At 70.5% G+C, this 21978-nt stretch carries 20 protein-coding genes; 11 read left to right on the plus strand and 9 right to left on the minus strand.

The features are described 5' to 3' along the window. Positions 1 to 302: 302 nt before the first annotated feature. The gene (locus ACFVH0_RS08840; RefSeq protein ID WP_385818888.1) at positions 303 to 1721 is read right to left on the minus strand and encodes an ATP-binding protein; all 1419 of its coding nucleotides are present in this window, start codon (positions 1719 to 1721) and stop codon (positions 303 to 305) included. Positions 1722 to 2029: 308 nt separating this feature from the next. Between ACFVH0_RS08840 and ACFVH0_RS08845 the strand changes: the two genes are divergently transcribed. Both ACFVH0_RS08845 and ACFVH0_RS08850 read left to right on the plus strand, forming a co-directional pair. After that, entirely contained in the window at positions 2030 to 2182 is a 153-nt protein-coding gene (locus ACFVH0_RS08845; RefSeq protein ID WP_385818889.1) for a hypothetical protein, read from the plus strand. Between the two features lie 10 nt (positions 2183 to 2192). After that, a complete protein-coding gene (locus ACFVH0_RS08850; RefSeq protein ID WP_385818890.1) occupies positions 2193 to 2483 on the plus strand; it encodes a type II toxin-antitoxin system RelE/ParE family toxin in 291 nt (96 codons plus the stop codon). A 38-nt stretch (positions 2484 to 2521) separates the two neighbouring features. Here the strand turns inward: ACFVH0_RS08850 and ychF are convergent, their stop codons facing one another. Then, positions 2522 to 3610 carry a redox-regulated ATPase YchF gene (gene ychF, locus ACFVH0_RS08855; protein ID WP_385818891.1) on the minus strand — a complete coding sequence of 363 codons (1089 nt, stop codon included), beginning with the start codon at positions 3608 to 3610 and terminating at the stop codon, positions 2522 to 2524. Between the two features lie 264 nt (positions 3611 to 3874). Here ychF and ACFVH0_RS08860 point away from each other — a divergent pair, with 264 nt between their 5' ends. Next, positions 3875 to 4420, plus strand: coding sequence for a DUF6542 domain-containing protein (locus tag ACFVH0_RS08860; protein ID WP_385819019.1), 546 nt, complete (start codon positions 3875 to 3877; stop codon positions 4418 to 4420). 15 nt (positions 4421 to 4435) lie between these two features. On the opposite strand, the gene ppgK is transcribed toward ACFVH0_RS08860, so the two are convergent. Both ppgK and ACFVH0_RS08870 read right to left on the minus strand, forming a co-directional pair. Beyond that, positions 4436 to 5173, minus strand: a complete 738-nt coding sequence (gene ppgK / locus ACFVH0_RS08865) for a polyphosphate--glucose phosphotransferase (protein ID WP_385818892.1) — start codon at positions 5171 to 5173, stop codon at positions 4436 to 4438. Positions 5174 to 5298: 125 nt separating this feature from the next. Then, on the minus strand, positions 5299 to 6288 hold the full coding sequence (locus ACFVH0_RS08870) for a 4-hydroxy-3-methylbut-2-enyl diphosphate reductase (protein WP_385818893.1): 990 nt from the start codon (positions 6286 to 6288) through the stop codon (positions 5299 to 5301). A gap of 74 nt (positions 6289 to 6362) precedes the next feature. Here ACFVH0_RS08870 and ACFVH0_RS08875 point away from each other — a divergent pair, with 74 nt between their 5' ends. The 4 genes from ACFVH0_RS08875 to ACFVH0_RS08890 all read left to right on the plus strand — a co-directional run bounded on the left by ACFVH0_RS08875 (position 6363) and on the right by ACFVH0_RS08890 (position 10920). Continuing rightward, the gene (locus tag ACFVH0_RS08875) at positions 6363 to 7817 is read left to right on the plus strand and encodes an APC family permease (protein ID WP_385818894.1); all 1455 of its coding nucleotides are present in this window, start codon (positions 6363 to 6365) and stop codon (positions 7815 to 7817) included. A gap of 583 nt (positions 7818 to 8400) precedes the next feature. Next, positions 8401 to 9612: an exodeoxyribonuclease VII large subunit gene (gene xseA, locus ACFVH0_RS08880; protein ID WP_385818895.1), complete on the plus strand. Its 1212-nt coding sequence runs from the start codon at positions 8401 to 8403 to the stop codon at positions 9610 to 9612. A 67-nt stretch (positions 9613 to 9679) separates the two neighbouring features. Beyond that, positions 9680 to 9952 carry an exodeoxyribonuclease VII small subunit gene (locus ACFVH0_RS08885; RefSeq protein ID WP_385818896.1) on the plus strand — a complete coding sequence of 91 codons (273 nt, stop codon included), beginning with the start codon at positions 9680 to 9682 and terminating at the stop codon, positions 9950 to 9952. A 377-nt stretch (positions 9953 to 10329) separates the two neighbouring features. Beyond that, positions 10330 to 10920, plus strand: coding sequence for a malonic semialdehyde reductase (locus ACFVH0_RS08890; RefSeq protein WP_266688864.1), 591 nt, complete (start codon positions 10330 to 10332; stop codon positions 10918 to 10920). A gap of 85 nt (positions 10921 to 11005) precedes the next feature. Here the strand turns inward: ACFVH0_RS08890 and ACFVH0_RS08895 are convergent, their stop codons facing one another. Further along, positions 11006 to 11524: a DUF4245 domain-containing protein gene (locus ACFVH0_RS08895; protein ID WP_385818897.1), complete on the minus strand. Its 519-nt coding sequence runs from the start codon at positions 11522 to 11524 to the stop codon at positions 11006 to 11008. Positions 11525 to 11665: 141 nt separating this feature from the next. Here ACFVH0_RS08895 and glpX point away from each other — a divergent pair, with 141 nt between their 5' ends. Continuing rightward, positions 11666 to 12697, plus strand: coding sequence for a class II fructose-bisphosphatase (glpX, locus tag ACFVH0_RS08900; RefSeq protein WP_385818898.1), 1032 nt, complete (start codon positions 11666 to 11668; stop codon positions 12695 to 12697). Between the two features lie 165 nt (positions 12698 to 12862). On the opposite strand, the gene ACFVH0_RS08905 is transcribed toward glpX, so the two are convergent. Both ACFVH0_RS08905 and ACFVH0_RS08910 read right to left on the minus strand, forming a co-directional pair. Beyond that, on the minus strand, positions 12863 to 13243 hold the full coding sequence (locus ACFVH0_RS08905) for a WhiB family transcriptional regulator (RefSeq protein WP_385818899.1): 381 nt from the start codon (positions 13241 to 13243) through the stop codon (positions 12863 to 12865). 276 nt (positions 13244 to 13519) lie between these two features. Continuing rightward, entirely contained in the window at positions 13520 to 14191 is a 672-nt protein-coding gene (locus ACFVH0_RS08910) for a DUF1707 domain-containing protein (RefSeq protein ID WP_385818900.1), read from the minus strand. 203 nt (positions 14192 to 14394) lie between these two features. Here ACFVH0_RS08910 and ACFVH0_RS08915 point away from each other — a divergent pair, with 203 nt between their 5' ends. Next, positions 14395 to 16062: a fumarate hydratase gene (locus tag ACFVH0_RS08915; RefSeq protein WP_385818901.1), complete on the plus strand. Its 1668-nt coding sequence runs from the start codon at positions 14395 to 14397 to the stop codon at positions 16060 to 16062. 94 nt (positions 16063 to 16156) lie between these two features. Here ACFVH0_RS08915 and ACFVH0_RS08920 read toward each other — a convergent pair whose 3' ends face one another. Continuing rightward, a complete protein-coding gene (locus tag ACFVH0_RS08920; RefSeq protein ID WP_385818902.1) occupies positions 16157 to 17143 on the minus strand; it encodes a LuxR C-terminal-related transcriptional regulator in 987 nt (328 codons plus the stop codon). Positions 17144 to 17213: 70 nt separating this feature from the next. On the opposite strand from ACFVH0_RS08920, the gene ACFVH0_RS08925 reads away from it, so the two are divergent. Both ACFVH0_RS08925 and ACFVH0_RS08930 read left to right on the plus strand, forming a co-directional pair. Next, the gene (locus ACFVH0_RS08925) at positions 17214 to 18587 is read left to right on the plus strand and encodes an MFS transporter (RefSeq protein WP_385818903.1); all 1374 of its coding nucleotides are present in this window, start codon (positions 17214 to 17216) and stop codon (positions 18585 to 18587) included. Positions 18588 to 19014: 427 nt separating this feature from the next. Next, positions 19015 to 20316 carry a M18 family aminopeptidase gene (locus tag ACFVH0_RS08930; RefSeq protein WP_385818904.1) on the plus strand — a complete coding sequence of 434 codons (1302 nt, stop codon included), beginning with the start codon at positions 19015 to 19017 and terminating at the stop codon, positions 20314 to 20316. A gap of 62 nt (positions 20317 to 20378) precedes the next feature. Here the strand turns inward: ACFVH0_RS08930 and ACFVH0_RS08935 are convergent, their stop codons facing one another. Continuing rightward, positions 20379 to 21908 carry a ricin-type beta-trefoil lectin domain protein gene (locus ACFVH0_RS08935; protein WP_385818905.1) on the minus strand — a complete coding sequence of 510 codons (1530 nt, stop codon included), beginning with the start codon at positions 21906 to 21908 and terminating at the stop codon, positions 20379 to 20381. Positions 21909 to 21978: the final 70 nt, after the last annotated feature.

Genomic DNA, 21978 nt, shown 5'->3' on the forward strand with positions numbered 1-21978 from the left:
CGGTCGGTACATAGCGATCGAGAATGGCAGGATCACGGGCGGGGTCCAGTCGTTCACGAAGTCGCAGCGCTCGTCCATCCAGTGGGGGCGACGAAGATGTTGTCGTCGGCGGGAGCTTCGGAGGCTTCCATCAGAGGCCAGGTGCGGGACTCTTCGACCAGGTGCTCCCAGGGCGCGACGGGGGAGCCTTTCCTGTCCCGGGACCTGGGCACGAGGAGGCTCAGGTCCGCCAACTCCGCACAACAGGGCCGGTAAGCAACCATGGCCTCACCGACTCCCGTACCTCACCCGACATCCGCCACTCACAGCGGCCAGGCAGTCAGCAAATCGCCGGGGCCGTAGGTGGCGTCGAGCCCCGGACAGTCGACTCCACTACGCGAAACCGCCACGACTGGAACAGGTTCGTCGGTGAGGGCAGCCCGGTGCCGGTGCAGAGCGGCCAAGTCATGCCGGTCGAAGGGCGACTGCTCCAGCCACTTGATGGAGCCGACGAAGAACAGCTCCTTGGCGATGGGGGCGCGGTCGGCCCCGACGATATCGATCTCGATGTCGTTGGTGCGGGTCCAGTAGCCGCCCACCGCAGGGGCAGCGGGCAGTCGGTCGTCGGGCAGTATCCGCGCCAGGGCCTCACGGACAAGAGGCTCGACGGCCCGACCACGCCAGCTGGTCCAGTTCTCCCGGATGCGCGCCAAGGTCAGATCGCCCCGCCCCCGCTCGATCTCCTCCATCGACGGGCCGAGCAGGTGCAGCCAGAACCGCAGGTACGGATCTGTCACCCGGTAGCGGCGGTCCTTCGACGGGCGCAGCGATACAGGCAGCTCGCCGGCGACGATCCGTTTGTCCGTAAGCAGCTCCAGAGCTCGCTGCAGCGGCGTGGCCCCGATCCCGCCGACTGCACGGGCGATATTGGTGAAGGTCCGCTCACCACTCCCGATGGCCGTCAGCACCTTGCGCGCCTGTACCTGCGGGGGAAATTCGGCGGCCAGCGAACGCTCGGCCGACACCAGCAGAGCCGAGACCGGATCGCTCAGCGCCTCGCCGAGGAAGTCCCACAGCCCTGCGCCGCGCGGCCACTCCGCGCAGATCAGCGGCAGCCCGCCGGTGACCAGTGCGGCGTCGAAGGCTTCCGCCGGATCCAGCCCAAGCATCTGCCCCACCTCGGCGGGGTTGAGCGGTCCCAGCACCATCTCCCGGCCGCGTTGATGGAAGGGGCGTCCGTAGCTGTTCAGTGCCTCCATCATCGACAGATCGGAGCCGATGAGGACCAGCAGCACCGGCTTGGTCTCCAGCACCCGGTCCCAGGCCCGTTGCAGCATCCCTTCAAAGGCACCGTCGGTATCCATCAGGTACGGCACTTCGTCGATGATCAGAACGCTCGCCCGGTCGGCAGGCAGCGCCGCGGCCAGCACATCGAACGCGGCATCCCAGTTCTCCGGCCGCGCGGCGGCCACCAGCCCCGCCAACGGCAGCGTCGATGCCTGGGCGTCCCGGGCCAGGCGTGCCAGATCATCCCTGGGGGATGCACCAGTCGCAGCGAAGAACAAGAAGGGGGCTCCGGAGCGCTCCGCAAAGCACTCGACCAGCCGCGACTTGCCCACCCGGCGCCGCCCACGCAACATCACACACCGACCGGGCCGCTCCCCGCCGATCCCTGCCGCCACCTTCTGCAGCTCTCGCTCCAACGTCGCCAGCTCCTGGCGACGTCCTACAAAATCCACCACGTCCGGTCAACCTCCACCCATGACACTAACAACAATGTTAGCAACATGGAGGTTAGCAATTACCTTCGTGACCCTCGGTAGACCTGTCGACCGAGCCTTACGACACGGTGACACTCTGTGCGTCAATGCGCACTCAGGGTTGTCACTTCGAGCAGACTGCGCGTGCGCATCGTGTACGGGCAGGTGACACCGGAGGCGCTGTACCGACGGAACCGGTACCCGCGCAAGGAATGACCGAGGTCGCAACCTGGCCCAGGAACGTTCACTGCTTCTCAAGCCGTACCGAGCCCACCGGAATGACAGGCCCCGTGAAGAGCATCGATCACCCCCACTTCGGGCACCTTGAGGTTCCGTCTGCTACGACCAGTGACGAACCCCTCGCCGTCAAGGTGGCCCGCGACGGGGCCGCCGGCGTCCCGATCGAGGACGTGATGAGGGAGACGCTGGCACGCAGCGAGTGACTACCGCACGGTGTTCCGACCCGAGGCCCAGGCCGAGCTTCGCAAGATCCCTCGCGACATGACGCTTCATATCCTGGCCGAACCGACAGAGTTGGAGAGCGACCCTTTCGGCTTCAACACCACGGCACTTGTATCCCAGCCCGAGCGCCGCCGCCCACGAGTCGGCGACCATCGCGTCTTCTGCACCATCGACAACGGGGAACCAGCGGTGCGGGTCGTACACGTCGGACACCGCTCCACGGTCTACGCCACGCAGCCGCCTCAGGTTCTGCGGACCACTACGGACAGCACAACGGCCTGACCTGCCTTCTCGCAGGTCAGGCCGTTATTCACGTCCAATCAGACGTTGAAGCGGAACTCCACAACGTCCCCGTCCTGCATCACATAGTCCTTGCCCTCCATGCGGGCCTTGCCCTTGGCGCGGGCCTCGGCGACCGAACCGGTCTCCACCAGGTCCTCGAAGGAGACGATCTCCGCCTTGATGAAGCCCTTCTGGAAGTCGGTGTGGATCACACCGGCCGCCTCGGGGGCCGTGGCGCCCTTCTTGATCGTCCAGGCTCGGGCTTCCTTCGGGCCCGCCGTGAGGTAGGTCTGGAGGCCCAGGGTGTCGAAGCCGACGCGGCCGAGGGTGGCGAGGCCGGGCTCTTCCTGGCCCATGGACTGGAGGAGTTCCAGGGCCTCGTCGTCGTCGAGCTCGATCAGTTCGGACTCGATCTTGGCGTTGAGGAAGATCGCCTCGGCGGGGGCGACCAGAGCGCGCTGCTCGTTCTTGAAGTCCTCGTCAACCAGCTCGTCCTCGTCGACGTTGAAGACGTAGAGGAACGGCTTGGTGGTGAGGAGGTGCAGCTCGTGGAGGAGGCGGCCCTTCTCGGTGGAGGCCGTGATGCCGGCGTGGAAGAGGGTGTCGCCCGCTTCGAGGATCTTCTGGGCCTCCTCGACCGCGGCGAGGACCGCGACCTTCTCCTTCTGGAGGCGGGACTCCTTCGTGAGGCGGGGGATGGCCTTCTCGACGGACTGGAGGTCGGCGAGGATCAGCTCGGTGTTGATCGTCTCGATGTCGTCCTTGGGCGAGACCTTGCCGTCGACGTGGACGACGTTCTCGTCCTTGAAGGCGCGGATGACCTGGCAGATCGCGTCGGACTCGCGGATGTTCGCGAGGAACTTGTTGCCCAGGCCCTCGCCCTCCGAGGCGCCGCGGACGATACCGGCGATGTCGACGAAGTCGACCGTCGCGGGGAGCAGCCGCTGGGAGCCGAAGATCTCCGCCAGCGTGTTCAGCCGGGCATCCGGGACGCCGACGACGCCGACGTTGGGCTCGATCGTGGCGAACGGGTAGTTGGCCGCCAGCACGTCGTTCTTGGTCAGGGCGTTGAACAGGGTCGACTTGCCGACATTCGGCAGGCCGACGATTCCGATCGTGAGCGACACGTTGACGACTTCCTGAGGAGTGGAGTGGTACTGCGGGCCCGGGTGGGTCGATTCTCCAGTTTACGGGCGGGGGCGGCCGGGTCCTCACGGGTCCGGTCGGGTGCCGATTCGGTTCCCGTTCGGCCGTGTGGCATCGAACTCATCCCCTAGGTCGCGCAAAGGGCGTGTCCCGTACCTGCTTCCTGCTGCCCGGCGACCTACGTTGTCCCGGTGGAGCAGCACAGGACACGTCCCCCGCAGCGCAGGCAGTCTCGCCAGGCCCCGCTGTCCCCGCAGGGCACCATCGAGGAGACCGCGACCGTCTACCGGGTGGTGAGCGCGCCGGAGGGCCGTTCGCGTCCGGTACCGCCCGTCGTTCTCGCGCTGCGCAGGCTGCCGAACCCCCGGCTGACCGGGATCGGGGCCGGGCTCTTCGCCGCCGCCACCATGTTCGTACTGGCCTGCCTCGACCTGCTGGTCCTGGACGGTTCCTCGGTGGTGTTCGGTGTGCTGTTCCTGCCGGTCTGCGCACTGACCGCACTGTGGGTGCGGCCCGCGGACCTGGTGACCGCGCCGATCATCGTGCCGATCGCGTTCGCCGTCGGCGTCATCCCGATCGCCGGTGGCACGGGCGGCTTCGGCGGCCAGACCATGGCGGTCGTCACCGCGCTCGCCGTGCACGCCGGGTGGCTGTACGGCGGAACGCTCATCGCCGGGCTCATCGCGACCGTACGGAAGGTACGGCTGATGCGTCAGCGGCAGCGTCGCATGCTGCTCGCCGCGCAGACGGCGCGCCCCTCCTCACAGGGACCGCGCCGCCCGCGGCGGTGAGCGGCGCGTGAGGCTCTAGTTGCCCCTGGCCGCCATCGCCGCGCCGACGATGCCGGCGTTGTTCTGGAGCTCCGCGGGGACCATCTCGGCCCGTACGTGCTCGATCAGCGGCAGGAACTTGTCGGCCTTGCGGCTGACCCCGCCGCCGATGATGAAGAGCTCGGGCGAGAACAGCATCTCCACATGGGCCAGGTACTTCTGCACCCGGTGCGCCCAGTGGTGCCAGCTCAGGTCCTCGTCCTCCTTGGCCTTGGTGGAGGCGTGCTTCTCCGCGTCGTGGCCGTTCAGCTCCAGATGGCCCAGCTCGGTGTTGGGTACGAGCCGGCCGTCGATGAAGAGGGCGCTGCCGATCCCCGTACCGAGCGTCAGGACGATCACGGTGCCCTTGCGGCCCCGGCCCGCGCCGAACGTCATCTCCGCGACGCCGGCCGCGTCCGCGTCGTTCAGCACGGTGACGGGGAGGCCCAGCCGGTCACCGATCAGTCCGCGGGCGTCCGTGTCGATCCAGCCCTTGTCGACATTGGCGGCGGTACGGGTGACCCCGCCGGTGACGACGCCCGGGAAGGTCACGCCCACCGGGCCCGACCAGTCGAAATGGCCGACGACCTCGGCCACGCATTCGACCACGTCCTTGGGCGTGGCCGGGTGCGGTGTCAGCACTTTGTGGCGCTCCTGCGCCAGGTCTCCGCGGTCCAGGTCCACGGGAGCGCCCTTGATCCCGGATCCGCCGATGTCCACGCCGAAGATCTGCATGCAGTCCACGGTACGGGCAGGGCGCCCGGCCCACTTCCCGAAATCGGAACCGCGGGGGCGGAACCGCGGGGTCGGGACAGCGGGGGCGGGGCAGCCTGTGATCGGGACAGCGTGACGCCGGGGCGCTACTTCTCCGAGAGTGCGGCGGCCTCGGCGCGCAGGTCGCGGCGGAGTTCCTTGGGCAGCGAGAAGGTGATGGACTCCTCGGCCGCCTTCACGATCTCCACGTCCTCGAAGCCGCGCTCGGAGAGCCAGGCCAGGACTCCGTCCACCAGCACCTCGGGGACCGACGCTCCGGAGGTGACGCCGACCGTGGAGACACCCTCCAGCCAGGCCTCGTCGATCTCCTCGGCGAAGTCGACCAGATGGGCGTCGTTCGCACCGGCGCCGAGGGCGACCTCGACCAGGCGGACCGAGTTGGAGGAGTTCTTCGAACCGACGACAATCACCAGGTCGGCGTCCGCGCCCATCTGCTTCACCGCGATCTGGCGGTTCTGCGTGGCGTAGCAGATGTCGTCGCTGGGCGGCGAGATCAGGAGCGGGAACTTCTCCTTGAGCGCGCCGACCGTCTCCATCGTCTCGTCGACGGAGAGCGTGGTCTGGGAGAGCCAGACGACCTTCGACGGGTCGCGCACCTCGACACCGGCGACGTCCTCGGGGCCGTCGACCAGCGTGATGTGGTCGGGGGCCTCGCCGGAGGTGCCGATGACCTCCTCGTGGCCCTCGTGGCCGATCAGGAGGATGTCGAAGTCGTCCTGCGCGAAGCGGACGGCTTCCTTGTGGACCTTGGTGACCAGGGGGCAGGTCGCGTCGATCGTGGCGAGCTTCCGCTCGGCCGCCTCCTCGTGCACGGTCGGTGCGACGCCGTGCGCGGAGAACATCACGATCGAGCCCTCGGGGACCTCCGCCGTGTCCTCGACGAAGATCGCGCCCTTCTTCTCCAGGGTCTGTACGACGTACTTGTTGTGAACGATCTCGTGGCGCACATACACCGGGGAGCCGTACTGCTCCAGGGCTTTCTCCACGGCGATCACGGCACGGTCCACGCCCGCGCAATAGCCACGGGGAGCGGCGAGCAGGACGCGGCGAGGTGTCGTAGCAGTCATGCGACCCATCGTAAGGCCGAGTCGAACGCGCGGAAGATCGGCCGGGTGGCGAGACTGATCCGTACGCGATCGAGGGAGGGCTCATGTCGGATACCGGCAGCGGCGTCGGCGAGGATGTCGGCGGCGGTACGGAGCCGGCGGGGGCGGAAGGGGCGACGGGGCCCCAGGGGGCCGTGGGGGCGGCGGGGGCGCACCAGGAGAGCGGCAGGCTGCGGCGGACGCTCGGCTTCCGTGACCTGGTGGTCTACGGGCTCCTGTTCATCGCGCCGATGGCGCCCGTCGGGGTGTTCGGCACGCTCGACGCGAAGTCCGACGGCGCGGTCGCGCTGGTCTATGTCGCGGCGACCGTGGTGATGGCGTTCACGGCCTTCAGCTACGCCCAGATGGTGCGGGTCGCGCCGCTGGCGGGTTCCGTCTTCGCGTACGCGCGCAAGGGGCTCGGGGAAGGGCCGGGGTTCATCGCCGGGTGGATGGCGATGCTCGACTATCTGCTCATCCCGGCGGTCGCCTATCTCTTCTCCGGGATCGCGCTGAATTCCCTGGTGCCCTCGGTGTCGCGGTGGGTGTGGACGGCGCTCGCCGTCGTCGTCACCACACTGCTCAACCTCTGGGGTGTGCGGGCCGCCGCCCGGGTCGGCTTCGCGGTGCTCGCGATGGAGACCGTGGTGCTGCTGGTGTTCCTGGTGTCGGCGGTGGTGGTGCTCGTACGGGACGGCGCGCAGCGCGGCTGGCTGACCCCGCTCACCGGTGATTCCGGCTTCTCCACGTCGGCGGTGCTGGGGGCGGTGTCGGTGGCGGTGCTGTCGTATCTGGGCTTCGACGCGATCGCCTCGTTCGCGGAGGAGGTGACCGGGGGTTCGGCGAAGGTGGCGCGGGCGCTGCTGTTCTGTCTGGTGCTGGCGGGTGTGCTGTTCGTGGCGCAGGCGTATCTGGCGGCGCTGCTGGAACCGATGACGTCGGCGGAGCTGGCCGCCGATCCGGCCGCGCAGGGGTCGGCCTTCTACGACACGGTGGACTCGGCGGTCGGGAGCTGGCTGCACGATCTGGTGGCCGTCAGCAAGGCGATCGGGGCGGCCTTCGCGGCACTGGCCGGTCAGGCGGCCGCGGGCCGGCTGCTCTTCGCGATGGCCAGGGAGCGGCGGCTGCCCTCGGTGCTCTCCAGGGTCGACCCGCGGTCCGGGGTGCCGCGGACCGCGATCCTGCTGGCCGCGACGGTGACGCTGATCGCCGCGGTGTGGGCGACCCGGCGGGACGACGGGCTCGACCATCTGGTGTCGGTCGTCGACATCGGCGCGCTGACGGCCTTCGTGCTGCTGCACGCGTCGGTGGTCGGCTGGTTCGCCGTACGCCGGATGGCGGGGCCGCCGAGCTGGTGGCGGCATGTGCTGGTGCCGGTGGTGGGTGCGGGGGTGCTGATCGCGGTGATCGTGGAGGCGACCGGGAGCGCCCAGGTGGTGGGGGCGTGCTGGCTCGCGGTGGGGCTGGTGGTGCTGGCGTTGCAGTCGAGGCGCGGCGCACGGGCCGGTGCGGCGGGGTGAACCGGCCGGTGCGGGTGGTGCGGGTGGCGTGAGCCGACCGGCGCGGGTGGCGTGAGCCGACCGGCGCGGGTGGCGTGAGCGGCGTACGGGCCGGGACGGCGGCGTGAGCCGAGCAGGGTGAGCAGCGCACGGACCGGGACGGCGGCGTGAGCCGAGCAGGGTGAGCAGCGCACGGACCGGGACGGCGGCGTGAGCCGAGCAGGGTGAGCAGCGCACGGACCGGGACGCGGGTGGCGTGAGCGGCGTACGGACCGGGCGGCGGGGTGAGCCGAGCAGGGTGAGCAGCGCACGGACCGGGACGGCGGCGTGAGCCGGGCGGTGGGCGGCATACAGCCAGGGCAGTGGGGTGAACCGGGCGGCGCGGGTGGCGTGAACCGGGCGATGTGGGTGGTGCAACCAGCACACGGGCCGGGGCGGCGGCGCGAGCAGCGCACAGGCCGCGGCGGCGTGAGCAGCGCACGGACCGGGACGGCGGCGTGAGCCGGGCGGTGGGCGGCCTCCGGGCCGCCCTTGTCGTGGCCGCCCGATTGTCGGTGCGGCGGATGCGCCCGCTCTGTCGGTGGGGGCGGATACGCTCGCTCGCATGGCTCTCCAAACGTCCGCGGAAGCTCCGCTGCCCGTAGGTGATGTGTCGCGGCTCATCGGCGGCTGGATCGACCGGCTCGGGGCGGTCTGGGTCGAGGGACAGATCACCCAGTTGTCGCGGCGGCCGGGTGCCGGGGTGGTGTTCCTGACGCTGCGCGACCCGTCCCAGGACATCTCGGTGAGCGTGACGTGCTTCCGGCAGGTCTTCGACCGGATCGCGGATGTGGTTACGGAGGGGGCGCGGGTCGTCGTCCTGGCCAAGCCGGAGTGGTACGCGCCGCGTGGCCAGCTGTCCCTGCGGGCCACGGAGATACGGCCGGTCGGCATCGGTGAGCTGCTGGTCCGCCTGGAACAGCTGAAGAAGTCGCTGGCCTCGGAGGGGCTCTTCGCACTCGACCGGAAGAAGCCGCTGCCGTTCCTGCCGCAGCTGATCGGTCTGGTCTGCGGGCGGGCGTCGGCGGCCGAGCGCGATGTGCTGGAGAACGCCCGGCGGCGATGGCCCGCGGTCCGCTTCGAGGTGCGCAACGCGGCGGTGCAGGGTGTGCACGCGGTGAATCAGGTGGTCCAGGCGGTGAAGGAGCTGGACGACCTGCCGGACGTCGATGTGATCGTCGTGGCGCGGGGCGGCGGCAGCGTCGAGGACCTGTTGCCGTTCTCGGACGAGCAGCTGATCCGGACGGTGGCAGCGTGCCGTACGCCGGTGGTGTCGGCGATCGGTCATGAGCCGGACTCCCCGCTGCTCGACCTGGTCGCGGACCTGCGCGCCTCCACGCCGACGGACGCGGCGAAGAAGATCGTGCCGGACGTGGGCGAGGAGCTGGACCGGGTGCGGCAGCTGCGCGACCGGGCGCTGCGTTCGGTACGGGGGCTGCTGGACCGGGAGGAGCGGGGGCTGGCGCACGCCCTGGGCCGGCCGTCGATGGAGCGCCCCCAGCGGATGGTGGACGAGCGCGCGGCGGAGATCGACGCGCTGGTCGGGCGGAGCCGGCGGGTACTGGGGCATCTGCTGGACCGGGCCGACTCGGAGCTCGCCCACACCCGGGCGCGGGTGGTCGCGCTGTCGCCCGCGGCGACGCTGGAGCGCGGTTACGCGGTGCTGCAGCGGCCCGACGGCCACGTCGTGCGGGCTCCCGAGGACGCGGGGGCGCCGGGCGAGGTGCTGCGGGCGCGGGTCTCGGGGGGCGAGTTCGCGGTGCGGGTGAGCGAGTGAACGGGGTCAGGATCATGGACGGACGAGGTCACAGGCTCCCGGTGGGCCGGAACGTAGGGTGGGGCGCATGACGGACGACGCGACTACGGCGGCTGGTGCGACGGGCACGCTCGGCTACGAGCAGGCACGTGACGAGCTGATCGAGGTGGTGCGCCGCCTGGAGGCCGGCGGTACGACGCTGGAGGAGTCCCTCGCGCTCTGGGAGCGGGGCGAGGAGCTGGCGAAGGTGTGCCGGCACTGGCTGGAGGGCGCGCGCGCACGGCTGGACGCGGCACTGGCCGGCCCGGCCGACTCCCGGGAGAGCGGCGGCGCGGCAGCGGCAACGACCGACAACGGCTGAGGCCGAGTGGAACCGCCCCGGTGACCGCTGAGGCCCACCGGGACCGGCCGCTGGCCGCTGTGGCCCGCCGGGCGGTTGCGCACCGCCCGGGCTGCCCGGACCGCTGAGAACTGCCGGGACCGCCCCGACTGCCGGGACCGACCCAGCGGCCGCTGCGGCCCGCCGGGCGGTTGCGCACCGCCCGGGACCGCCGGAACCACGGTGGCCACCGGGGCCGTAGCCGCCGCCGGGGCAGCTGAACCGCCCTGGCAGCCCGGCAGCCGGGCCGATGTGGAACGGATCACCCGGAGCACTTTTAGTTGAAAGTTAACCTATCTCTGGGTTACCGTGATCCACGTCAGTCGATCCATGTGTACATCCGGAAGGCAATACGCACGATGTCCCTCGCTCTTGACCCCGCCGCCCAGGACCTCCTCTTCCGTGAGGCCCGCACCGCCAACACCTTCACCGACGAGCCGGTGACCGAGGAGCAGGTCCAGGCGATCTACGACCTGGTCAAGTACGGGCCGACCGCGTTCAACCAGTCGCCGCTGCGCGTCGTCCTGGTCCGCTCCGACGACGCCCGCGCGCGCCTCGTGAAGCACATGGCCGAGGGCAACCAGCCGAAGACCTCGACCGCCCCGCTGGTCGCGATCCTGGCCACCGACAACGAGTTCCACGAGGAGCTCCCGGCCCTGCTGCCGCACTTCCCGCAGGCCAAGGACGCGTTCTTCTCCGAGCGCCCGGTCCGTGAGTCGGCCGCCGCACTGAACGGCGCGCTGCAGGCCGCGTACTTCCTCATCGGCGTCCGCGCCGCCGGCCTGGCCGCGGGCCCGATGACCGGCTTCGACGCCTCGGGCATCGAGAAGGAGTTCCTGGACGGCGACCACAGCCTGCTGATGGTCGTCAACATCGGCAAGCCGGGCGAGGACGCCTGGTTCCCGCGCCTGCCGCGTCTCGCCTACGACGAGGTCGTCACGACCGTCTGAGTCGGACCGCCGCCGCGCCCGGCGGCGCACGGAGAAGGCCCTGGAGCACCGAGCCGAGTGCGCCAGGGCCTTCTTCCGTACGGCGTCAGGAAGTCTTGAGCGCTGCGGCCATCTCCGCCAGCCGCTCCGGCGAGGCGGAACCCGTGACCACGGTGGTCGAGCCCTTGTCGTGGCGCACCAGGGCGTCGTACTTCGAGCCCTCCCAGTGCTGCCAGGTCTCGCCCGCGACCTGCTTCGTACGCCCGGTGTTCCTGGCGTCCTGGCTGACCTCGGTGACGTACTTCTTCGCCGGGGAGGTGGACTGCTCCACCCCGACGTACTTGCCCTCCGGGTCGAGGAAGCCCAGGTGCCAGCTGTTGCCCGCCTTGCGGTCGTAGCTGACCGAGGTCGGCTTCCACTTCTCGGTCAGCCCGTCCGGGGCGACCACGGGGTACGGCGCCGCGCGGCGGGCCGTCAGGAGCTCGACCCGGTAGTCGACCGCCTTGACCGGGTTGGCGTTCTCGTCGTGCGGAACGAAGATGTAAACAACCCCTGCCGCAGCGGAGACGACCGCCATCGACAGGAACATGTCCCGCACTGTCTGCTTGCCTCGCTTGCTAGCCACGGGTCCATGGTCGCATTAGGCCCGACGGGCCCGACCCGGGGGCAGCCGCTCATAAGTGACCCGGTCTGCTCATTTTGTCGACCTGGCGATAGAGTCACAGCACCCTCTTCCGGTCGTCGCCGTACAGAAAGGTGCGCTCCGATGTCCGAGCATCATCTGCCGTCTCAGCTCGAGGTCTCCCCCGAGGCCCCCGACCGCAACCTCGCCCTGGAGCTGGTCCGGGTCACCGAGGCCGCCGCCATGGCGGCGGGGCGCTGGGTGGGTCGCGGCGACAAGATCGGCGCCGACGGCGCCGCCGTGAAGGCCATGCGGACCCTCGTCTCCACCGTCTCGATGAACGGCGTCGTCGTCATCGGCGAGGGCGAGAAGGACGAAGCCCCCATGCTGTTCAACGGCGAGCGCGTCGGCGACGGCACCGGCCCCGAGGTCGACATCGCCGTCGACCCGATCGACGGCACGACCCTGAACGCCAAGGGCATGCCGAACGCGATCGCCGTGCTGGCCGCCGCGGACCGCGGCACCATGTTCGACCCGTCGGCCGTCTTCTACATGGACAAGCTGGTCACCGGCCCCGAGGCCGCCGACTTCGTCGACATCAACGCCCCCGTCTCGGTGAACATCCGCCGGGTCGCGAAGGCGAAGAACTCCGCCCCCGAGGACGTCACGGTCGTCATCCTCGACCGCCCGCGCCACGAGGGCATCGTCAAGGAGATCCGCGAGACCGGCGCCCGGATCAAGTTCATCTCCGACGGTGATGTAGCCGGCTCGATCATGGCCGCCCGCGAGGGGACCGGCGTCGACCTGCTGATGGGCATCGGCGGCACCCCCGAGGGCATCATCTCGGCCTGCGCCATAAAGTGCCTCGGCGGTGTCATCCAGGGCAAGCTCTGGCCGAAGGACGAGGCCGAGCGGCAGCGCGCGCTGGACGCCGGGCACGATCTGGACCGGGTGCTGTCCACCGACGACCTGGTCAGCGGCGACAACGTGTTCTTCGTCGCGACCGGCATCACGGACGGCGAGCTGATGCGCGGCGTGCGGTACCGCGCGGAGACGGCGACCACCGAGTCGATCGTCATGCGGTCCAAGTCCGGCACCATCCGGAAGATCGACTCCACGCACCGGCTCTCGAAGCTGCGCGCCTACAGCGCGATCGACTTCGACCGCGCGAAGTAGGCCGACCCCCAAGGCCCGGAGAACCGGCCCCGGAGAACCGGCCCCGGAGGCCCGGACACGGTCCCGTCCCGGAGACCTCCGGCAGCAGAACGCGAAGAGGCGCCCCCCATGTGCGGTGGGGGCGCCTCTTCGCGTGGCGGTCCTACGGGAGCCGGCCGGCTCCGGTCAGCCCGCCGCGGCGATCCGGCCCGTCGCGCCGGCGGCGGACGAAGCCTTGCGCTCCATCTCGCGACGTCTGCGCCGGGCCAGGACCACACGGCGCTCGGCGGCGGTGAGCCCGCCCCACACCCCGTACGGCTCCGGCTGTATGAGCGCGTGTTCCTGGCATTCGATCATCACCGGACAGCGCGCGCAGACCCGCTTCGCGGACTCCTCGCGGGCGAGCCTGGCAGCAGTCGGCTCCTTCGACGGGGCGAAGAACAGCCCGGCTTCATCCCGGCGGCACACCGCCTCCGAATGCCAGGGACCGGCCTGGTCCTCCCGCGCGGGGGCGCGCTGGGCAGGGACAGCGGCGACCTGCAGGGGCTGATGCGGCAGTTGCAGCACGGTCTACTCCTGACGACGGCTTCGCGAGCGAGAGACGATGCAGCAGTCCCTACCCGCTGTACGCGCGCCTATGCACTGAGTGGCACCGGGCCAGGGCTGCGCAATAGCGGCCGACAAGGAATCTGGCTTGTTTTCGAAGGCGCTCCCGAGTCGTTCCGAAGGAGTTCCGGAGAAGTTCCGAAGGAGTTCCAAAGGAGCACCGAGGGAGTTCCCGCGAAGTTCCGAACGACGGTCCGGAGCGGCTTCAAGCGACGGTCCGGAGCGGTTCCAAAGGAGCTATCCGAGGTATTTGCGCAGCCGGTCCTGGAGGTCCGCGATGAACTTCCCCCGCTTGGGCTTCGCCTCCACACTGCCGAACACCGAATAGCCGTTGACCACGACCACCGGCGCCTCGGGGTCCGCGGATTCCAGTGTGGCGACTTCGAAATTACCGAAGACGCCCGTGCCGCTGCCGCGCAGCGAGATGTTCTCGGGGACCTTGACGTCGACACTTCCAAAGATGGAAGTCGCGTTGATGACCGTGAGTCTCTGACCGAAAAGCGCCTCGGTCAGATCGACCTCCACACTGCCGAAGAGCGCAAAGGCGTTCGTACGGCTGCCGACCCGCCAGCGGCCCTTGCGGGTCGAGCTGCTGAAGATCGCCACCAGGTTCTCGGCAGGGCCGGTGGGGCTCTCGTGACCGTAGGCGCCGGGGGCGGCGGCCGCCCGGGCGGCACCGCCCGGGGCTGGCAGGTCCCGTACCAGCGGCTCCAGTTCGCCGACGGTCTTGGCGCGGTAGACCGCGTCGACCCGCTCGGCGTGCTCGTCGGCGGTGAGCCGGCCCTCGGCCATGGCTTCCCGCAGGATGTCCGCGATCCGGTCCCGGTCCGCGTCGGAGGCGCGGATGCCGGCCGGTTCCACCGGGGCCACCGGCTGCTGGGGCTGCTGGGGCTGCTTTTCGAGGTCCACCGGCCCAGCGTACCCAAACGCGATAGATCGCGACTACCCCCCGCCCCGCCCCCGCCGTGTCGCACCCGGCCCCCGCAACGGCCCCCCGGGGTGGCCGGACTGAGCCTTACCTCACAGCTTCGGCACTCGTGCGGCGTTCTACCCTGGTGGGTGCGCTGCCCAAGGGAGGTCAGCCGCCGTCTGCCGAGTGAGGAATGGCCGTAATGCCAGAGTTTGCGTACTCCGATCTGCTCCCCCTGGGAGAGGACACCACGCCGTACCGTCTGGTGACCTCCGAGGGTGTCTCCACCTTCGAGGCCGACGGTCGTACGTTCCTCAAGGTCGCTCCGGAGGCGCTGCGCACCCTGGCCGCCGAGGCCATGCACGACATCTCGCACTACCTGCGCCCCGCCCACCTGGCGCAGCTGCGGCGGATCGTGGACGACCCCGAGGCCTCGTCCAACGACAAGTTCGTCGCGCTCGACCTGCTGAAGAACGCGAACATCGCGGCGGCGGGCGTGCTGCCGATGTGCCAGGACACCGGCACCGCGATCGTCATGGGCAAGCGCGGACAGAACGTCCTCACCGAGGGCGGTGACGAGGAGGCGCTGTCGCACGGCATCTTCGACGCCTACACCAAGCTCAACCTGCGCTATTCGCAGATGGCTCCGCTCACCATGTGGGAGGAGAAGAACACCGGCTCGAACCTCCCCGCCCAGGTCGAGCTGTACGCCACCGACGGCGGCGCGTACAAGTTCCTCTTCATGGCGAAGGGCGGCGGCTCGGCCAACAAGTCGTTCCTCTTCCAGGAGACGAAGGCCGTGCTGAACGAGGCCTCCATGATGAAGTTCCTGGAGGAGAAGATCCGTTCGCTGGGCACGGCCGCCTGCCCGCCGTACCACCTGGCGATCGTCGTCGGCGGTACGTCGGCCGAGTTCGCGCTGAAGACCGCGAAGTACGCCTCCGCGCACTACCTGGACGAGCTGCCCGCCGAGGGCTCCCCCACCGGCCACGGCTTCCGGGACAAGGAGCTGGAGGAGAAGGTCTTCGAGCTGACGCAGAAGATCGGCATCGGCGCCCAGTTCGGCGGCAAGTATTTCTGCCACGACGTGCGCGTCGTCCGCCTTCCCCGGCACGGCGCCTCGCTGCCCGTGGCGATCGCCGTGTCCTGCTCGGCGGACCGCCAGGCCACCGCGAAGATCACCGCCGAGGGTGTCTTCCTGGAGCAGCTGGAGAAGGACCCGGCGCGCTTCCTGCCGGACACCACGGACGAGCACCTCGACGAGTCGGGTGACGTCGTGAAGATCGACCTCAACCGGCCGATGGACGACGTCCTCGCCGAGCTGACCAAGTACCCCGTCAAGACCCGGCTCTCGCTGACCGGCCCGCTGGTCGTGGCGCGCGACATCGCGCACGCCAAGATCAAGGAGCGGCTGGACGCGGGCGAGGAGATGCCGCAGTACCTGAAGGACCACCCGGTCTACTACGCGGGCCCGGCGAAGACGCCCGAGGGGTACGCCTCCGGCTCCTTCGGCCCGACGACGGCCGGCCGCATGGACAGCTATGTCGCGCAGTTCCAGGCGGCGGGCGGTTCCAAGGTGATGCTCGCCAAGGGCAACCGGTCCAAGCAGGTCACCGACGCGTGCGACGCGCACGGCGGCTTCTACCTGGGCTCGATCGGCGGCCCGGCGGCCCGGCTCGCGCAGGACTGCATCAAGAAGGTCGAGGTCGTCGAGTACGAGGAGCTCGGCATGGAGGCGGTCTGGAGGATCGAGGTCGAGGACTTCCCCGCGTTCATCGTCGTCGACGACAAGGGCAACGACTTCTTCACCGAGCCCGCCCCGGCACCGACGTTCACCAGCATTCCGGTGCGGGGTCCGGGTCTCGCCTGACCTTCGGCCACGGAGCCAGGGCCCCGCGGGGGCGTTCCGGCAGGAGCGCTCCCGCGGGGCCTTCCCGTACCGATTCCGCCCCGTACCGCCGTTCTCACGCCTCCAGCAGGCCCGACGTCGCGACCAGATAGCCGAGTTGGGCCCGGCTCTTGCTGCCCAGCTGCTCGGAGACCCTCCGTACGTGCTCGGCGACGCTGCGGCGGCTCATCCCCAGCCTGCGGGCGATCGACTGGTCCGTCTCGCCGCCCACCACCGCCTGCAGGATGGTCCGTTGCAGGTCGGAGGTGACGACCGGGGTGCGCAGCGGCACCCGTTCCGGGCGGACCGGGACCGAGCGGGCCCAGGCCTCGTCGAAGTGCCGGGCCAGGAAGCGGACCAGGGACGGGTGCTGGATGCGCAGGGCGCTGTGCGGCTCGTCGGAGAACGGGATGAACGCCAGGCTCCGGTCGAAGACGATGATCCGGTCGGCGACCTCGGCGAGCGTTCTGACCTCGGCGCCCTCGGTCGTCACCCGCTCTATGTAGGCGAGCGTCGTACGGTCCGAGCGGACCGTGTGCTGGTAGATGGTCCGTTGCCGGATGCCCCGGCGCAGATTGCGTACGTCCCTGGGCAGCGACTCCTCCAGCACGTGCACGGGACGGCCGCCGCCGGGATGGGCGGTGCGGACCTCCTCGCGGCAGCCCGCGACGCCCGCTTCGAGCGCCTTGCCGATGACGGCCTCTCCGGAGAGCCGGGTGAGCGCGGGCGGTTCGAGGCGGTGTGCGTCGGCGTACAGGCCCTCGAACACGGTCAGCGCGGCACGCGCCGAACGCAGTGTGCGGCGCTGCCGGGCGATCGCCGCCTCGATGGGCCCGAGCACATCGAACGAGGCGGTCTCGGGCGGTACGGGGATGAGCCGTTCCGGTGCGTCGCGGTCCTCCACCATCAGATGCAGGGCGCTCAGACAGCCGGGCACCTCGCCCGCCGGAAGGCTTCCGTCCGCGAGCGCGCGCCGATAGGCCGCGAGGGCCGGGTCGCAGACGCGGTTCGGCGACGATTCGCGGCAATCACACGCCCGTGGGCCGGAATGATCGTCCTTCACAAGGATGCAGATTACATTCGTGCAATCGCGCGGGCACGGGTGAACGCAACCGCTCGGTGAGTATGGGCCGGTGACGCAGGACATCGAGCAGGCGGACGACCGGCCGGACCGTGCGCCGGAGAGCGACGGGGCCGGCCGCGCGCGCGGGGAGCGCCGCTATCGATTCCTGATCGCCGGATACGCGTTGTCCTCGTACGGCACATTCCTGAACATGGTGGCGCTCAATCTGTTCGTCTACGAGACGACGGGCAAGGCGCTGGCGATGGGCCTGTTCATGGCCGTGCGGCTGGCATCGGGATTTGTCGCCGGGCTGATTGCCGGTGGTCTGCTCGCCCGGTTCGCGGCCAAGCGCGTCATGCTGTGGACGAATGTGGCGCAGGCGGCGGTGATGCTGCTGCTCGTCCTCGCGCCCGAGGGGATGCGGACGGCGGCGCTGATGGCCGTTTCCGTGGTGGTCGGCGGCTGCGGAACGCTTTTCATGGTGTCGCTGCGCAGTTCCATTCCCGAGATGGTCGGCGATGACCGGCGGTCGTGGGCGAACTCCCTTTCCATCACCGGGCGTTCGCTGGCAATGGTGGCCGGTTTCGCGTCGGCGGGCGTGGTGGTCTCACTCGTCGGTTACACCGCCGCCTTCGTGGTGGACATGGCCACCTTCGTGGTCTGCGCCGCGACCGTGGCGCTGCTGCCGATCCCGGGCGGGGGCCGGGGAAAGGACGCCCGGCCGGAATCGGAGGGGGATTCCGGCGGGGCCAGGGGGAAGGGGCGGACCGGCGGCCGGGGGAAGCCGGGCCGGTGGCGGCGTCCGGGCGCGTTCCTCGCGTCGGCGGCCGCGCCGGGCCTCGGTCTGATGGTGGTGCTGCGGAGTGTGGACGCCTTCGGCTCCTCCTCCCACAACGCCGCGCTGCCGGTCCACTCCGCCGCGCTCGACGCGGATCACCCCGCCGTGTTCGTCAGCGCGTTCTGGTGTCTGTGGGCGCTGGGGAACGTCGCCGCGCAGCAGGTGATCCAGCGGTACGTCAAACGCACCGGGCGGACGGTGGGGGCGCCGGGCTTCGGGTACGGCACCTGTCTGATGTCCGGGGCGTTCATCCTGGCGTTCGCCGGGTTCCCCTGGGCGGCGACCGCTGTGATCGCGCTGGTGGCGGGGGCGGCCGACGGGCTCACGGAGGTCTCGTACACCTCCCATCTGCAGACGCTCCCCGCCGGTCTGCGTGCCCATGCCTTCGGGCTCTCCGCGACCCTGGAGAACCTCGGGTTCGGCGTCGGCATGATCCTGGTCGCCGCGGCCCTCGACAGGTACAGCCCGCCGGCCGTCGTGGGCTGGTCGCACGGGGCGGCCATCGTGGTCGCCGTGGTGTTCCTGATCAGGGTGTCCGGGGCGCGCGGGCGGGCCGACGTCCCCGTTCCCCGTTCCGGCGGCGATCGCGGCGGACCGGAGCGGTGAGGATTCCCGTACGACGTTATTCAGCCAATCTCGGGGGCATCGGCGAGGGGCCGGGCGCCCGCCGCACCGTCCCGCACCCTCCCGGTGCCGGCCCCGGCACGCCCCCGCCCGCCCCGGGGCCCGCCGTCGCCGCGGCCCGTACGGCACCGCCGCTTTCACGCAGCGGGCCGCGCCGCGGACTTGCGTCGTACCGGCCCGCTTTGGTGGGTTGTCGGACGTTCCTGAACCACTCGGCCGCGCCCGGCTCCGGGATACCCGCCCCGGAGGACCGGCAGACACTCGCGGGCCCCGGGCGGCCCCACCGGATCGCCCGGGTGACCCGGGACCGGCCGCCACCCCCCGCGCCGCACACCGCCCGCACCGCACCCAGCGGCCCGGCGCGGGTTCCTCCACCCTCACCGTCGAACACCGGAAAGGCGGACGCCCGATGACGCCGCTTCCCCACCGCAGCCACACCGACGACCTGCTGTCCTTCATCAGCAACAGCCCCTCCCCGTACCACGCGGTGGCCAGTGCCGCCCAGCGCCTGGAGAAGGCCGGCTTCCGTGAACTGCGGGGCACGGACGACTGGACGGGCACGACCGGCGGCAGTTTCGTCGCCAGCGGTGGTGCGCTGATCGCCTGGTACGTCCCCGAGGGGGCCCCGGCCCACACCCCCTTCCGGATCATCGGCGCCCACACCGATTCCCCGAACCTGCGGGTCAAGCCCGCTCCCGACACCTCGTCGGCGGGCTGGCGGCAGATCGGGGTGGAGATCTACGGCGGCGTTCCGCTGAACACCTGGCTCGACCGCGACCTGGGCGTCTCCGGACGGCTCGCGGTGCGCGCACCGGGCGGCGGGGTCGCGTCCCGGCTGGTCCAGATCGACGAACCCCTTTTGCGGGTGCCCCAGTTGGCCATCCATCTGGACCGCACGGTCAACGAGGCACTGGCGCTCGACCGGCAGCTCCACCTCGCCCCGATCTGGGCGCTCGGCTCCCGTGCGGAGGGTGCGCTGCTGCGCCGGGTCACGACGGCCGCCGAGGTGGAACCGGACGAGGTGCTGGGCTGGGACCTGATGCTCCACGACATCCAGCCGCCCGGATATCTGGGCGCGGACCGGGAGTTCGTGGTGTCGGCGCGGCTGGACAACCTGGTCTCGGTGCACGCGGGCGTCACGGCCCTGACGGGTGCGGCGACCGCGGCCGACGAGCCGGCGTACGTCCCGGTGCTGGCCGCCTTCGACCACGAGGAGGTCGGCAGCGGTTCGGCGACGGGTGCGCAGGGTCCGCTGCTGGAGCGGGTCCTGAGCCGCTCGGTCACGGCACGCGGCGGCAGCCCGGAGGACTGGTCGCGCGCCCTGTCCGGGGCGTTCTGCATCTCCGCCGACATGGCCCACGCGGTGCACCCCAACTACTCGGAGCGGCACGACCCGGAGCACCGTCCGCTGCCCAACGGCGGCCCCACGCTCAAGGTCAACGTCAACCAGCGGTACGCCACCGACAGCACCGGCATGGCGGTGTTCGCGGCGGCGTGCGAGCGGGCGGGCGTGCCGTGGCAGCCGTTCGTCTCCAACAACGCGATGCCGTGCGGTACGTCGATCGGCCCGCTCACCGCGGCCCGGCTGGGTGTGGAGACGGTCGACGTGGGGGTGCCGGGGCTGTCCATGCACTCGGCGCGTGAGCTGTGCGGGGTCGAGGACCCCGGCCATCTGGCCGCCGCGCTCGGTGCGTTCGTGACCTCCGGCTGACCGGCGCCGGACGGCCCGAGGGGGGCGGAGCGGTCCCGGCCGCCCCGCCCCCCTCGCCACTGCTACACGAACCGCTGCTGTGCGCTGCCGTCGCAGCTCTGGAGCCTCAGCGGGTCCTTCGCCGCCGCCAGCGTCAGGCACAGTCCGGTCGAGGCCGCCGGGCGCAAGGTGCCCGACTGCTTCACGAACTGCTGGTTGGCCGCGCCCGAGCAGTTGTACACGATGAGCGTGGCGCCCGCCTTGTAGTCGGCGCCCGGCACGTCCAGGCACCGGTCGTGGCTCAGCTCGGTGCGGAGGGTCTTCGTACCGGAGTCGTACCACCAGCCCTGGTTGCGGCCGCCGTGGCAGTCCCAGCCGCCGATCTTGGTGTCATTGCGGGTCACCGAGCCGGGGACGTCCACGCAGGTGCCCGTCGCCTCGTTCTTCAGGGGCTCGAAGGAGTCGTCCCACGCCCCGGACTGCAGGACCGGCTTTCCGGTGCTGGCCGGGTCGGCGCAGCTCGCCTCGCGCAGGTTCGAGTTGTAGATCTGGGTCAGGCAGGACGCGAAGGCGCCGTGGCCGCTCGCGTTCGGGTGGTAGGACTGCCGCAGGGAGTTGGAGTCCGGCGGGAAGTGTCCGAGGTCGATGTAGAGACCGCGGGCCCAGGTGGACTCGCTGCACACCTCGTGGCCGTGGAAGAGCCGGGAGTTGTCGAGGTAGACGGCTCCGGTGTCCGCGGCGGCCTTGCGCATGCCGCGCTCGAAGGCGGGGACGGCCACGTTGCGGCCCCAGGCCGCGTCCGAGTCGTACCCGGCGCAGCCGCCGGGAAGCTTCCCGGGGAAGCTCGGGTTGTCGTAGAAGTCCGGGCCGATGGGGCTCGGGTAGCCCATGACCACGAGCTTGTAGTCGCTGTCGCCGTACCCGGCGCCGGACATGACGGTCTTCAGGTCGCGCACCGTCTTCTCGACCTTGGGGACGAGTCCGTCGACGCGCGCCTGCCAGCCGCCCTCGTACTTGGGCTGGCAGGTGCCCTGGGAGAGCACCCAGCGCTGGACGCAGTCCGTCATGACCGGGCCGAACTGGAGGTCGTCGTTGGCACCCGCCACCAGCACGATCATCTTGATGCGGGTGTTGCGGGCCTTGATGGCGAGGTTGTCGCTCTGCACCAGCTCGTCGGAGTACTGCTTGGAGCCGCCGATCACGATGTTGCCGGTGTACGCGCCGGAGCAGGAGACGTTGTACGTGACGTCCGCCGGGATGCCGGTGCGGTGGATGGCGGAGTCGGGCGAGCGGTGGCACCAGTTGTCGGGGCCGTTGGTGCCGGCCTCGTACGTGCCGACGCCCTCGCCGGAGATCTCGCTGTCGCCGAGCGAGATCAGCCCGGTCTTGCGGTCGGCGAGCGGCCGCTCGGCCGGGTCGCCGTACAGCTTGGTGGCCTCCGCCGCGCGGATGGCCTCCAGTTCCGGCGACAGGGGGGTGGATGCGGTAGTGCTGGAACCGGACCGGTCCGTCGCGCCGGCCGGTCCGGCGGCTGCGGTCATGCCGCCGATCGCCGCCGCCATGGCTGCGGCGGCCGCGACCGTACAGCGGAGTCTGTGCCTGGTGCGCCTCATTGCGCCTCCCCGGGTTGTGGTTACCCCCGGTATTTACTGGTCGGTAGGCGACTTGGGAATAGACAGAACA

This window comes from Streptomyces sp. NPDC127117, from assembly GCF_042677325.1.
GTDB lineage: Bacteria > Actinomycetota > Actinomycetes > Streptomycetales > Streptomycetaceae > Streptomyces.

Coding starts and splice junctions, on each gene's coding strand:
- ppgK (WP_385818892.1), bottom strand. CDS start 5,173: ATGCAGATCTTCGGCGTGGACATCGGCGGATCCGGGATCAAGGGCGCT.
- ACFVH0_RS08870 (WP_385818893.1), bottom strand. CDS start 6,288: ATGGGTCGCATGACTGCTACGACACCTCGCCGCGTCCTGCTCGCCGCT.
- ACFVH0_RS08875 (WP_385818894.1), top strand. CDS start 6,363: ATGTCGGATACCGGCAGCGGCGTCGGCGAGGATGTCGGCGGCGGTACG.
- xseA (WP_385818895.1), top strand. CDS start 8,401: ATGGCTCTCCAAACGTCCGCGGAAGCTCCGCTGCCCGTAGGTGATGTG.
- ACFVH0_RS08885 (WP_385818896.1), top strand. CDS start 9,680: ATGACGGACGACGCGACTACGGCGGCTGGTGCGACGGGCACGCTCGGC.
- ACFVH0_RS08890 (WP_266688864.1), top strand. CDS start 10,330: ATGTCCCTCGCTCTTGACCCCGCCGCCCAGGACCTCCTCTTCCGTGAG.
- glpX (WP_385818898.1), top strand. CDS start 11,666: ATGTCCGAGCATCATCTGCCGTCTCAGCTCGAGGTCTCCCCCGAGGCC.
- ACFVH0_RS08915 (WP_385818901.1), top strand. CDS start 14,395: ATGCCAGAGTTTGCGTACTCCGATCTGCTCCCCCTGGGAGAGGACACC.
- ACFVH0_RS08930 (WP_385818904.1), top strand. CDS start 19,015: ATGACGCCGCTTCCCCACCGCAGCCACACCGACGACCTGCTGTCCTTC.
- ACFVH0_RS08935 (WP_385818905.1), bottom strand. CDS start 21,908: ATGAGGCGCACCAGGCACAGACTCCGCTGTACGGTCGCGGCCGCCGCA.